This is a genomic window from Streptomyces sp. NPDC048734 (assembly GCF_043198675.1).
Lineage (GTDB): Bacteria > Actinomycetota > Actinomycetes > Streptomycetales > Streptomycetaceae > Streptomyces.
In genome coordinates this window covers 740,122-752,340 of sequence record NZ_JBICUZ010000002.1, presented here as the reverse complement: position 1 = coordinate 752,340, position 12,219 = coordinate 740,122, and the positions used below count along the sequence as shown (strand labels likewise).

Annotated in this window: 10 protein-coding genes; 2 read left to right on the top strand and 8 right to left on the bottom strand. The window is 72.3% G+C overall.

What is annotated here, in order from left to right:
* The first annotated feature begins 10 nt into the window (after positions 1–10).
* The gene (locus ACGFQC_RS08640) at positions 11–1,435 is read left to right on the top strand and encodes a tetratricopeptide repeat protein (protein WP_363088981.1); all 1,425 of its coding nucleotides are present in this window, start codon (positions 11–13) and stop codon (positions 1,433–1,435) included.
* Between the two features lie 109 nt (positions 1,436–1,544).
* Here the strand turns inward: ACGFQC_RS08640 and ACGFQC_RS08635 are convergent, their stop codons facing one another.
* On the bottom strand, positions 1,545–2,498 hold the full coding sequence (locus ACGFQC_RS08635) for a M28 family metallopeptidase (RefSeq protein ID WP_363088982.1): 954 nt from the start codon (positions 2,496–2,498) through the stop codon (positions 1,545–1,547).
* 160 nt (positions 2,499–2,658) lie between these two features.
* Complete coding sequence (locus ACGFQC_RS08630; protein ID WP_363088983.1) at positions 2,659–3,135, bottom strand: VOC family protein; 477 nt, start codon at positions 3,133–3,135, stop codon at positions 2,659–2,661.
* A gap of 21 nt (positions 3,136–3,156) precedes the next feature.
* Here ACGFQC_RS08630 and ACGFQC_RS08625 point away from each other — a divergent pair, with 21 nt between their 5' ends.
* On the top strand, positions 3,157–3,813 hold the full coding sequence (locus tag ACGFQC_RS08625; RefSeq protein WP_363088984.1) for a CGNR zinc finger domain-containing protein: 657 nt from the start codon (positions 3,157–3,159) through the stop codon (positions 3,811–3,813).
* Positions 3,814–3,958: 145 nt separating this feature from the next.
* Here ACGFQC_RS08625 and rarD read toward each other — a convergent pair whose 3' ends face one another.
* From rarD to ACGFQC_RS08595, 6 genes are all read right to left on the bottom strand, one after another.
* Complete coding sequence (gene rarD, locus ACGFQC_RS08620; protein WP_363088985.1) at positions 3,959–5,035, bottom strand: EamA family transporter RarD; 1,077 nt, start codon at positions 5,033–5,035, stop codon at positions 3,959–3,961.
* A 128-nt stretch (positions 5,036–5,163) separates the two neighbouring features.
* Positions 5,164–6,018 carry an NAD(P)H-binding protein gene (locus ACGFQC_RS08615; protein WP_363088986.1) on the bottom strand — a complete coding sequence of 285 codons (855 nt, stop codon included), beginning with the start codon at positions 6,016–6,018 and terminating at the stop codon, positions 5,164–5,166.
* A 279-nt stretch (positions 6,019–6,297) separates the two neighbouring features.
* On the bottom strand, positions 6,298–7,377 hold the full coding sequence (locus ACGFQC_RS08610) for a 2-oxoacid:ferredoxin oxidoreductase subunit beta (protein ID WP_363088987.1): 1,080 nt from the start codon (positions 7,375–7,377) through the stop codon (positions 6,298–6,300).
* Positions 7,370–9,316, bottom strand: a complete 1,947-nt coding sequence (locus tag ACGFQC_RS08605) for a 2-oxoacid:acceptor oxidoreductase subunit alpha (RefSeq protein WP_363088988.1) — start codon at positions 9,314–9,316, stop codon at positions 7,370–7,372. Before ACGFQC_RS08605 ends, ACGFQC_RS08610 begins: the two co-directional genes overlap by 8 nt.
* A gap of 213 nt (positions 9,317–9,529) precedes the next feature.
* Positions 9,530–10,189, bottom strand: coding sequence for a response regulator transcription factor (locus tag ACGFQC_RS08600; protein ID WP_363088989.1), 660 nt, complete (start codon positions 10,187–10,189; stop codon positions 9,530–9,532).
* 514 nt (positions 10,190–10,703) lie between these two features.
* The gene (locus ACGFQC_RS08595; RefSeq protein WP_363088990.1) at positions 10,704–12,140 is read right to left on the bottom strand and encodes a sensor domain-containing protein; all 1,437 of its coding nucleotides are present in this window, start codon (positions 12,138–12,140) and stop codon (positions 10,704–10,706) included.
* Between the last annotated feature and the right edge of the window lie 79 nt (positions 12,141–12,219).

Genomic DNA, 12,219 nt, shown 5'->3' with positions numbered 1-12,219 from the left:
TGAGGAACCGATGTCTCGACTCAGCCGCGAGAAGAAGCGGGCACAGCAGTACGACGGGGGGCCGGCCGTCGCGGTGGCGCCGCTCGACGTGCGCGTCTCGGGGGGCGGGCCGGCGAGCATCGGCGGCGTTCCCGTCGTCGCCGCCGACGGGCAGGAACTCCAGCAGGCCGTTCTCGGCCACCTCCACCGCATCGCCCTCGCCACCGGGCACCCGGTGCTCGCCACGGTCCACGACGAGCGCATCGGCTACGTCGTCCCGCTGCGCGTCGAGCCGGACGGTTCCAGCCATTTCGCGGGCGAGCCCCTACGCGTGCCCCCGCAGAGGGAGCCGGACGACCGGCCGTCGGCCCGGCCCACCGAGGTGCTCACCCCGCCGACCCCGCCCGCTCCGCCGACCCCGCCCGCGCCGCCCGCCGAGGGGCGGACACCCACCGGACCGGACCGGCCCACGCACTTCCCGCACCGCGAGCCGTCGGAGCCGCGGGACGAGGTCCCGGGCGCGGCAGCCGCCCCGACGGGCGTCTTCGGCCCACCGCCGGTGATGGACCGTACCCCGCAGGACGCCCGCCCCGGCCCCGTGCCGGAGCCGGGGCGGGACGCGCAGCCGCACCGGGGTTCGCAGCCGGTCCAGGCCCTCCGGCCGTCCCCGGTCTCCGACCCGGTCCCGCAAGGGGTTCAGTTCCCGCAGCCGGTCCAGGCCCCCCGGCCGTCCCCGGTCTCCGGCCCGGTCCCGGATCCGGTTTCCGACGCCGTGCCGCGCCCGGTCTCCGGCCCGGTCCCGGATCCGGCCTTCGACGCCGTGCCGCGCCCGGCTGCCGACCCCGTGCCGCTCCTCGACCCCGAGGTGGCGCGGGGCTTCGAGCCCGATCCCGAGCCCAGGCCGACCCCCGCCCGCGGCTTCGACGCGGTGGCGGAGGCCGTGCTCGGGGACGACCCGCGCTCGCTTCCCGGCGCCGACGGGACGCCCGCCCTGCTCGGCGAGCCGATGGCGCGGATCAACGAGGCCGTGCGGGCGGGGCGCACGGACACGGCCGCGGCGCTCGCGGAGCGGACCGTGACCGAGGCCTCGGCGACGCTGGGACCGGAGCACCCCGAGGTGCTCCGGCTGCGCGAACTCGCCGCGTACATCGCCTACCTGGCCGGTGACCCGGTCCGTTCCTTCCACCTCTCGCTCGACCTGGTCGGCATCCACCGCCGTCACCGGGACGCGGAGGCCGCGTACGGCAACGTGCAGAGCGCGGCGACGGCCTGGCGTGCCGTGCGCGACCCCTTCCAGGGCCTGAACCTGGGCACCGAACTCCTGAGCCTGTGGACCGAGTTGGCCACCGAGGACGGACCTGCCGCCGAAGACGCCGAGGAGTTGGAGTCGGCCCGGTCCCGGATGACCAGGCTGGCCCGACGGGCCCGCGACGCGGGCGCGGGCCCGCAGGGTTAGGGGACGAGCCGGCGGGGCCGAGGGGCGAGCCGGCAGGGCCCGGACCCGGTCCCGCGGGGGCGGGGAACGAACCCGCGGGGCCGGGGCACCGGCCCCACGGGGCGCACGCCTACTGCGACAGCGTCCACACCGCGTACGCGAGCGCGTCCGAGTTGCGGTTGAGCGCCGTGTCGTTGACGTTGGCGGTGGTGTCGCAGGAGGAGTGGTAGCAGCGGTCGAAGGCCTGTCCGGCCGTACCGCCCCACTTGGTCACCTGCGCCGCCGTCTTGGTGCGGCTCGCCCCGGTGAACAGGCCGCCGACCGGGACGCCCGCGCTCTTGAAGGGCGCGTGGTCGGAACGGCCGTCGCCCTCGGTCTCGATCTCCGTGGCGACGCCGATGCCCGCGAAGTAGTCCTTGAAGGTCTTCTCGATGGCAGGGTCGTCGTCGTAGACGAAGTAGCCGGGGTTCGGCGAGCCGATCATGTCGAAGTTGAGGTAGCCGCTGATGCGGGCGCGGTTCGTGGAGGACAGGCTGTTGACGTAGTACTTGGAGCCGACCAGGCCGAGTTCCTCCGCGCCCCACCAGGCGAATCTCAGGTGCTTGGTGGGCTGGTAGCCGGTGCGGGCGACGGTGAGGGCGGCCTCCAGGACGGCCGAGGAACCGGTCCCGTTGTCGTTGATGCCGGCGCCGGAGCTGACGCTGTCGAGGTGCGCGCCGGCCATGACGACCTGGTTGGTGTCGCCGCCCGGCCAGTCGGCGATCAGGTTGTAGCCGACCCGGCTGGACGCGGTGAACTGCTGGATCGTGGTGGTGAATCCGGCGGCGTCCAGCTTGGCCTTCACATAGTCCAGGGAGGCCCGGTAACCGGTGCGGCCGTGGGCGCGGTTGCCGCCGTTGGCGGTGGCGATCGACTGGAGCTGGGTCAGGTGTGCCTTGACGTTCGCCACCGGGATGTCGGGCGCGGCGGCGATCGCGACGGGCTCGGGGGCGGGGGCCGCGCCGGCTATGGATCCGGTGGCGAGCAGCGAGGCGGCCGCGACGACGGCGGTCGCCGTCGCCCGCCCGGAAACGGAGAGCTTCATGGTGGGGGGCTCCGGGTTCCAGAGGGGTTCCCCGCGGGGTGGCCACAGGGAACCCACAGTGAATGGGGTGCCTGGATGGTGAAGCTGTGGCCAACTCTCCGTCAAGAGTGCTATCAGGACAGCGAGTTCACCTGGCGGACCCCGTCGCCGCCGCTCCGGCTCACTGCACGCAGAACTCGTTCCCCTCCGGGTCCGCCATCACCACCCACGTCCCGGACGGTTCCCTCACCTCCCGCAGCACGCTCGCCCCGAGCGCGGTCAGCCGCTCGACCTCCGCCTCCCGCCGCTCCGCGCCGGGGTGCAGGTCGAGGTGGAGCCGGTTCTTGACCGTCTTCTCCTCCGGCACCCGCTGGAACAGCAGCCGCCGCCCCAGTCCGGTGCCGGTGTCCGCGTCGAAGGGGTCAGCGGGATGCCGTACGGCGATCAGGTCCCGGAAGGCCGGGCGGCCGTGGTGCTCCACCGTCGCCGCGCCGGGCAGCGCCCCGAGTCCCAGCAGGCGCTCGACGAGCGCACTGTTGTCCTCGACCGCGTAGTGCAGGGCGGCGGCCCAGAAGTCCGCCTGGGTGTGCGGGTCGAGGGAGTCGACGACGAGTTTCCAGTGGACGGGAGTGGGTTCCGCTGTGGGTGTCTCGCTCATGTAACCAGTTATAGTGGTTACATGAGCGCACGGGCAACGGAAACGCCGGAACATCCGGAAACACCAGGTGGTCCCGGGTCACCGGCCGGTCGGCTCCCCGGCCTGACCCTGGTCTCGCACGACGGCCGGCCCTACCGCTTCGACCCGGGCGCCCTCTGCCTGGAGCTGCTGGTCACCGGCGGTCCCGGCGCCTTCGCCCGCTACGAGGTGCTGCACGAACCCGCCGACCTCGTCGCCTGGGCCGTCCGCAGCCGCCTGCCCGAAGGGCTGGAACCCACCGTTTCGGACGCGGAACTGGGCCGGGTGCGCACCGTACGCGACGCCCTCTTCCTCCTCACGGCCGACCGGGCCCACGGCCGCCCGCAACAGCCGGAGCACCTGGACGCCCTCAACGCGGCCGCGGCCGAGGCCCCGCTCGTCCCCCGTCTCGCCCCGGACGGCACCCGTGCCTGGGCCCCCGGCGCCACCGGCACCCAGCTGCTCTCGACCGTCGCCCGCGACGCGATCGACCTCTTCACCGGCCCGTACGCGCACCGCGTCCGCGAGTGCGGCGCGCACGACTGCCGACTCCTCTTCGTCGACACATCCCGCCCCGGCCGCCGCCGCTGGTGCGCGATGGAACACTGCGGCAACCGCGAGAAGGTGCGGGCACACCGGGCCCGCGGACGGCTCGAATAGGGCCTGTCCGGTCGAGTGGGGCCTGTCCGGCATGATCCGCCGGACAGGCCCGAGGGGCTTTCGCCCGGATCCCGCCGGCGGCGCCGCCGGGATCTCCGCGGTGACCGGGACCCGGCGCCGCCGGGATCTCCGCGGTGACCGCCGGCTACGGCCTGGCGACGGGGGAGACCTCCGGCACTTCGACCGCGGACACGGACGCGGACGGCGCCGCGCCGTCCCCCCGTACGGCGCCGGCGATGGCGTCCGTCGCGGCGGGGCCGCCCGTCACGGCGGGGCCGGGCACTCCGGCCTCGGCGGCGAGCAACCGGGATGCCCGCAGCGCCCGGGCCGTCCGGCGCGAGGTGCGCCACGCGTCCCCGGTGAGCAGCACCAGCGCCAGCCAGACCAGCGCGAAGCCGGCCCAGCGCTCGGGCGGCATGGCCTCACCGAAGTACAGGATGCCGAGCAGGAACTGGAAGACCGGCGCCATGTACTGCAACAGGCCCAGCGTGGACAGCGGCACCCGGATCGCCGCCGCGCCGAAGCACACCAGCGGGAACGCGGTGACGATGCCGGTGGAGGCGAGGAGTGCGGAGTGCCCGACCCCCTCGCCGGTGAAGGTGGAGCCGCCGTGCGCCGACAGCCACAGCAGATAGCCGAGCGCCGGCAGGAACTGGATCGCGGTCTCGGCGGCCAGGGACTCGACCCCGCCGAGGTCGACCTTCTTCTTCACCAGCCCGTAGACGGCGAAGGAGAAGGCGAGGCAGAGCGAGATCCACGGCGGACTGCCGTATCCGACGGTCAGCACGAGGACGGCGGCCAGGCCGACACCGACCGCCACCCACTGCGCGGGCCGCAGCCGCTCCTTCAGGAGCAGGACACCCATCGCGATGGTGACCAGCGGGTTGATGAAGTAGCCGAGAGAGGCCTCGACGACGTGGCCGCTGTTCACGGCCCAGATGTAGACGCCCCAGTTCACCGTGATGACGGCGGCGGCCACGGTGACGAGCGCGAGCCGGCGCGGCTGACGCAGCAGTTCACCGGCCCACTTCCAGCGCCCTGCGACGATCAGCGCGACGGCGACGAAGGCGAGGGACCACACCATGCGGTGGGCGAGGATCTCGCCCGCGCCTGCGGGTTTGAGCAGGGGCCAGAAGAGGGGGACGAGCCCCCACATCCCGTAGGCGGCGAAACCGTTCAGCAGACCTGTCCGGCTCTCACCGGCCTTGGACTTCCCGGCCACGGGCCCCTCCTCCTGACGACCGCACCGCCTCGTGGCAGGCGCGCGTGGTCGAAGGTAACGCCGGACACCCCCGCCTGTCATGTCCGTATCGCCATACGGTCATGACAGGCGGAGGGCGGCGCGACAGGTCAGCCCTTGAGCGCGGCGGAGACCGCCTCGGACAGCGGGGTGGTCGGGCGGCCGGCCAGCCGGGACAGGTCGCCGGTGGTGACGACCAGCTCGCCCTTCTCGATGGACGCGTCCACGCCGGCCAGGATCGTGGCGAACGGCCCGGGCAGCCCGGCGCCGGTCAGGATGCCGACCAGGGTCTCGGTGGACACGGCGTTGTAGGCGATCTCCCTGCCGGTCTGCCGGCTCAGCTCGGCCGCGTACTCCGCGAAGCTCCACGCCTCGTCGCCGCCCAGCTCGTACGTCGTGTTCTCGTGCCCCTCGCCGGTCAGTACGGCGACCGCGGCGGCGGCGTAGTCGGCGCGGGAGGCGGAGGAGACGCGGCCGTCACCGGCGGCGGCGACGACGGCGTCGTGCGCCAGCACCGGGGCGAGGTTCTCGGTGTAGTTCTCGTGGTACCAGCCGTTGCGCAGCAGGCTGTAGGGGAGACCGGAGGCCAGCAGGGCCTTCTCGGTGGCACGGTGGTCGTCTGCCAGCGCGGCGCTCAGGCTGCCGGGCGCGCTCGTGTACGCCAGCAGCGCGACGCCCGCCGCCGCGGCGGCGTCGATGACGACCTGGTGCTGGGCCGGGCGGCCCTTGTCGAACTCGTTGCCCGAGATCAACAGGACCCTGTCGCCGGCGGCGAACAGGCCGTCGAAGGTCCCGGGGTCGTTGTAGTCGGCGACCGCGAGCTTCACGCCGCGCTCGGCGAGGTCGGCGGCCTTGGCCGTGTCGCGCACGACGGCCGTGATCCCCTCGGCGGGGACCTTCTCCAGCAACTGCTCCACGACGTGGCGGCCGAGGTGTCCGGTGGCTCCGGTGACGACGATGCTCATGATGCAGAACTCCTTGGGGTGCGGTCTGCAACTAACCCTAAGGCGTGCGCTAACCGAGAGAAAGTACCCACTTTGAAGTAAGGTACTGGTGTTCAGGTGCGTGCCGGTTCCGGGTGAGTACCGAGCCGGGCAGTACCGAGCCGGGCGGTGCTGCCGCACGGCCGGGTCGGGTGCCGTCGGCATCCGTAGGGGGAGCGCCACCGGCATCCGTACACGCAATACGCGAAGGCCCGGAACCGTCACGGTTCCGGGCCTTCGCGTACGTCGCGTCGCCGTCGCTCAGCCGACGACCGTCCAGGTGTCCCCGCCCGCCAGCAGCGCCGCCAGGTCCCCCTTGCCGTGGCGGTCGATGGCCGCGTCGAGCTGGTCGGACATCTGGGTGTCGTAGACCGGCCGCTCGACGGAGCGCAGGACGCCGATCGGCGTGTGGTGCAGGGTGTCCGGATCGGCCAGCCGGGACAGCGCGAACGCGGTGGTCGGGGACGCGGCGCGCGCGTCGTGGACCAGGATCTCGGACTCGTTCTCCGCGGTCACCGTCACCACCTTGAGATCGCCGGTCGCACGGTCCCGCACGACCCCCCTGGACCGGTCGGCGCCGAACCGGATCGGCTGCCCGTGCTCCAGCCGGATCACCGCCTCCTCGGCCGACTCCCGGTCCTTCAGCGCGTCGAAGGCGCCGTCGTTGAAGATGTTGCAGTTCTGGTAGATCTCCACCAGCGCCGTGCCCGGATGGGCGGCGGCCTGCCGCAGCACCTCCGTCAGGTGCTTGCGGTCGGAGTCGATCGTGCGCGCCACGAACGACGCCTCCGCGCCGAGCGCCAGCGACACCGGGTTGAACGGTGCGTCCAGCGAGCCCATCGGCGTCGACTTGGTGATCTTGCCGACCTCGGAGGTGGGCGAGTACTGCCCCTTGGTCAGCCCGTAGATCCGGTTGTTGAACAGCAGGATCTTGAGGTTCACATTGCGCCGCAGGGCGTGGATGAGGTGGTTGCCGCCGATGGACAGGGCGTCCCCGTCCCCGGTCACCACCCACACGCTCAGGTCGCGCCGGCTGGTGGCGAGCCCGGTCGCGATCGCCGGGGCCCGCCCGTGGATCGAATGCATCCCGTAGGTGTTCAGGTAGTACGGGAAGCGCGAGGAGCAGCCGATGCCCGAGACGAAGACGATGTTCTCCCTGGCCAGCCCCAGCTCCGGCATGAAGCCCTGGACGGCGGCCAGGATCGCGTAGTCACCGCAGCCGGGGCACCAGCGGACCTCCTGGTCGGACTTGAAGTCCTTCATGGACTGACGGCCCTCGGCCTTGGGGACGAGCGAAAGCGCCTCGATCGTGCCCGTGCCTTCCGTGGACGTCTCAGCCATCGATGGCCTCCTTGAGAGCCGAGGCGAGCTGTTCCGCCTTGAACGGCATGCCGTTGACCTGGTTGTACGAGTGCGCGTCGACCAGGTATCTCGCCCGGATCAGGGTGGCGAGCTGGCCCAGGTTCATCTCCGGGATCACGACCTTGTCGTACGCCTTCAGCACCGTGCCCAGGTTCTTCGGGAACGGGTTCAGATGCCGCAGGTGGGCCTGCGCGATCGCCTCCCCGGCCGCCCGCAGCCGCCGTACCGCCGCGGTGACGGGCCCGTAGGTGGAACCCCAGCCGAGGACCAGGGTTCTCGCCCCGTGCGGGTCGTCGACCTCGACGTCCGGCACGTCGACGCCGTCGATCTTGGCCTGCCGGACGCGGACCATGAAGTCGTGGTTGGCCGGGTCGTAGGAGATGTTGCCGGTGCCGTCCTGCTTCTCGATCCCGCCGATCCGGTGCTCCAGACCCGGCGTGCCCGGCACCGCCCACGGCCGGGCGAGGGTCTGCGGGTCGCGCTTGTACGGCCAGAAGACCTCGGCGCCGTCCTGAAGGGTGTGGTTGGGACCCTGCGCGAACTGCACGGCCAGGTCAGGCAGCTCGTCCAGCTCGGGGATCCGCCAGGGCTCGGAGCCGTTGGCGAGGTAGCCGTCGGACAGCAGCATCACCGGCGTGCGGTACGTCAGCGCGATCCGGGCCGCTTCCAGGGCGGCGTCGAAACAGTCGGCGGGCGTGCGGGGCGCGACGATGGGGAGCGGGGCCTCGCCGTTGCGCCCGAACATCGCCTGCAGCAGGTCCGCCTGCTCGGTCTTGGTCGGCAGACCGGTCGAGGGCCCGCCCCGCTGGATGTCGACGACCAGCAGCGGCAGCTCGAGCGACACGGCGAGCCCGATGGTCTCCGACTTCAGCGCCACCCCGGGACCGGAGGTCGTGGTCACCGCCAGCGACCCGCCGAAGGCGGCCCCGAGCGCCGCGCCGATGCCCGCGATCTCGTCCTCGGCCTGGAAGGTGCGCACGCCGAAGTTCTTGTGCCTGCTCAGCTCGTGCAGGATGTCCGAGGCCGGTGTGATCGGATACGACCCCAAGAACAACGGCAGGTCGGCCTGCCGCGAGGCGGCGATCAGCCCGTACGCCAGCGCCAGGTTCCCGGAGATGTTCCGGTAGGTGCCGACGGGGAACGCCTTCGCCGCCGGGGCGACCTCGTAGCTGACCGCGAAGTCCTCGGTCGTCTCGCCGAAGTTCCAGCCCGCCCGGAACGCCGCGATGTTGGCGGCCGCGATGTCCGGCTTCTTCGCGAACTTCGACTTCAGGAACTTCTCGGTCCCCTCGGTCGGCCGGTGGTACATCCACGAAAGGAGGCCGAGCGCGAACATGTTCTTGCTGCGCTCGGCCTCCTTGCGGGTGAGGTCGAAATCCTTGAGGGCCTCGACGGTCAGTGTGGTCAACGGGACCGGGTGGATCTGGTAACCGTCGAGGGACCCGTCCTCCAGCGGCGAGGCCGCGTACCCCACCTTCTGCATCGCCCGTTTGCTGAACTCGTCCGTGTTGACGATGATCTCCGCACCGCGCGGCACATCGCCGATGTTCGCCTTCAGCGCCGCCGGATTCATCGCGACCAGCACGTTCGGAGCGTCACCCGGCGTGAGGATGTCGTGGTCGGCGAAGTGCAGCTGGAACGAGGACACGCCGGGAAGGGTGCCGGCGGGCGCCCGGATCTCGGCGGGGAAGTTCGGCAGCGTCGACAGGTCGTTGCCGAACGACGCCGTCTCCGAGGTGAAACGGTCACCGGTGAGCTGCATGCCGTCACCGGAGTCCCCCGCGAACCTGATGATCACCCGGTCGAGACGGCGTACGTCCTTCGTCCCGCCCGGTTTGCGCTGCTCTCCCACGACGGCTGCGTCCGTTCCCTCGCTGCCGTCGGCCTGTTCCGCTGGGCTGCTGACCTGACTGGTCACTGAACTGGACCTCCCTCGAGGTGGCTGTCCGGGGGAGCGGTCTTCCCGCAGACCCTCCCTGGATCAACCCTACGTCTGTAAGGGTCGCCTCCCTCGGCCATTCGCACGAAGGTCACTGCCCTGAGCCGGCCCGGCACCCCGACGTGCCATGATTTCCGACTGCCCAGGATGTGCGAGAAGGCACGACGAAGGAAAAGCGCTCTTTCGCCGTTCTCAGGATTTGAGATAGGTGAGGACCGCGAGAACGCGCCGGTGATCCCCGTCGCTCGGGGACAGCCCGAGCTTCAGGAAGATGTTGCTGACGTGCTTCTCCACCGCGCCGTCGCTCACCACCAGCTGCTTGGCGATCGCCGAGTTCGTCCGCCCCTCGGCCATCAGCCCCAGCACCTCCCGCTCCCGCGGGGTCAGCCTGGCCAGCACGTCCTGCTTGCGACTGCGCCCGAGCAGCTGCGCGACCACCTCGGGGTCCAGGGCCGTGCCCCCCTCGGCCACCCGCACCACCGCGTCCACGAACTCCCGCACCTCGGCCACCCGGTCCTTGAGCAGGTAACCCACCCCCCGGCTGGAACCGGCCAGCAGTTCGGTGGCGTACCGCTCCTCCACGTACTGCGACAGCACCAGCACCCCGAGCCCCGGATACGACTTGCGCAGCAGTACGGCGGCCCGCACCCCCTCGTCGGTGTGCGTCGGCGGCATCCGCACGTCGGCCACGACCACGTCGGGCAACGCCCCCTCCGCGTCCAGCTCGGTGACCGTCTTCACCAGCGCCTCGGCATCCCCGACCCCGGCGACCACGTCATGCCCCCGGTCCGTCAGCAACCGCGTCAGCCCCTCCCGCAGCAACACCGAGTCCTCGGCAATGACCACCCGCACCCTGACCTCCACGCTCTCCGGCCCCCCAGCCACGACCCGTCCGCGAAAACCCGTCCGTCCACGGAACAGCCCCAGCATCCCAGCAATCGCCCCGCGCCGGGGGAGTCCGGCGACGACGACAGGAAATCTTCGGCAGGGGGGCGCCCTCAGGCCTGCCGCCCCGGCCCAAGTCCGAAGCCGACCACGAACGGCTGGTGGGGACGCCGCGCCCGACTGGACCGGGAGTGGTGCCCTGGCCGAGGCTCGGGCGGGGTCCTACGGGGCGCGAGGGCGGAGTCTGTACGGCGCGGGGGGAGTTCCCGCACGGGGACCCTGTACGGGGGGTACAGGGGGAGCCCGCCGGGGTTCAGGGCGGAGCCCTGGGCGGGGTGGAAAGGGGCAGAGCCCTTGGGGACCGGGACGGGACGGGAGGGAAGGGGCGGGACGGGACGGGAGGGAAGGGGCGGGACGGGACGGGACGGGGCGGCGGAGGGACGGGAAGGGACGGGACGGGGCGGCGGAGGCGAGGAAACCCCTACTCCCCACCCCGCCAGGGCAGCTCCGCCGTCACCCGCGTGGGCCCCCCGGCCGGAGAGTCCACCACCAGAATCCCGTCCACCGCGTCGAGCCGCCCGGCCAGCCCCGCCAGCCCCGACCCGCCTGAGGCGTCCGCACCGCCCACACCGTCATCGCTCACCTGCACCAGCAGCCGGTTCTCCGACCGCCACACGTCCACGGACGCCGACCTCGCCCCACTGTGCTTGCTGACGTTCTGCAGAAGCTCGGACACGGTGAAGTAGGCGATCCCCTCGATCGCCGCGGCCGGCCGCTCCACCAGGTCCACCTCCACCCGCACCGGCACCGTGCACCGCGAGGCCACCGACGACAGCGCCGCGTCCAGCCCCCGGTCGGTCAGCACGGCCGGATGGATCCCCCGCGCCAGGTCCCGCAGCTCCTGCAACGCCGTCTTCACCTCACCGTGCGCCTCGTCCACCATCCGTGCCGCCTCCCGCGGATCCTCCCGCAGCTTCTCCTTCGCGAGGCCCAGATCCATCGCCAACGCCACCAGCCGCGCCTGCGCCCCGTCGTGCAGATCCCGCTCGATCCGCCGCAGGTCGGCCGCGGCCGTGTCGACCACGACCCCCCGGTCGGACTCCAGCTCCACCACCCGCGACGCCAGCCGCGACGGCCCGAGCAGCCCGTGCACCATCACCCGGTCCACCGTCGTCAGCGCCCGCACGATCCACGGCGTGGCCAGCGTGAACAACAGCCCCACCAGCGCCGTCACGGTGATCTCGAACGGGTTGTCCAGGTACACCCGGTGCCCCTCGTCGCCGTACAGCTGAAGGCCGTCCTGCCCGCCGTACAGCGGGAAGAGCCAGAACCACAGCGGATACGTCAGCGTCGTCCAGCCGTACGCCCAGAACACGACCGCGACGGAGAAGGAGAACACCGCCCACGGCAGGTGCAGCACCGCGTACAGGACGTGCCGCCAGGACGTGCCGCTCCTGAGCACCGCGCCCATCCAGGCCAGTGCCCCCCGGCCCCGCGGCCGCAACGGCTCCGGCGTGGCCACGTCCAGCCCGAGCAGTCCCCGCGCCCGCGCCCGCTCCACCGCTCCGAGGCCACGGCACGCCGCCAGTCCCGCCGCCAGTACGGGCACCCCGAGGAACGTCACCAGCAGGCCCGCCCCCACCGACAGCATCGTGACCGCGAAGGTGAACAGCACGATGCTGATCGGCAGGCTCAGCAGCACGTAGGCGAACTCCCGCCAGGCACGCGCCTCGACCGGTGCCCGCAGCGCGGCCGGCAGCCGGTGCCGCCGGCGCCCACCGGCCCCGGCCCCGGGCGTCCCTCCGTGCCACGAACGGTCCCCGTGGCTCCCGGGGGCCCCGTGGTCCAAGTGGTCCAAGTGGTCCAGGTGGTCCCCGTGGTCCCGGTAGTCCCCGTACTGCCCGTACTGCGTGGCCATCGGCGTCGTCCGTTCTGCTCGTCTCGTCCGCAGGTGTCGTCCCCTACCTCCACCCTCCTCCGCGGCGACCCCGCGGACC

What these genes read in the sequence shown, in the direction of transcription:
- ACGFQC_RS08625 (WP_363088984.1), top strand. Translation starts at nt 3,157, where the DNA reads ATGAGCGCACGGGCAACGGAAACGCCGGAACATCCGGAAACACCAGGT.
- ACGFQC_RS08610 (WP_363088987.1), bottom strand. Translation starts at nt 7,377, where the DNA reads ATGGCTGAGACGTCCACGGAAGGCACGGGCACGATCGAGGCGCTTTCG.
- ACGFQC_RS08615 (WP_363088986.1), bottom strand. Translation starts at nt 6,018, where the DNA reads ATGAGCATCGTCGTCACCGGAGCCACCGGACACCTCGGCCGCCACGTC.
- ACGFQC_RS08630 (WP_363088983.1), bottom strand. Translation starts at nt 3,135, where the DNA reads ATGAGCGAGACACCCACAGCGGAACCCACTCCCGTCCACTGGAAACTC.
- ACGFQC_RS08595 (WP_363088990.1), bottom strand. Translation starts at nt 12,140, where the DNA reads ATGGCCACGCAGTACGGGCAGTACGGGGACTACCGGGACCACGGGGAC.
- ACGFQC_RS08640 (WP_363088981.1), top strand. Translation starts at nt 11, where the DNA reads ATGTCTCGACTCAGCCGCGAGAAGAAGCGGGCACAGCAGTACGACGGG.
- ACGFQC_RS08635 (WP_363088982.1), bottom strand. Translation starts at nt 2,498, where the DNA reads ATGAAGCTCTCCGTTTCCGGGCGGGCGACGGCGACCGCCGTCGTCGCG.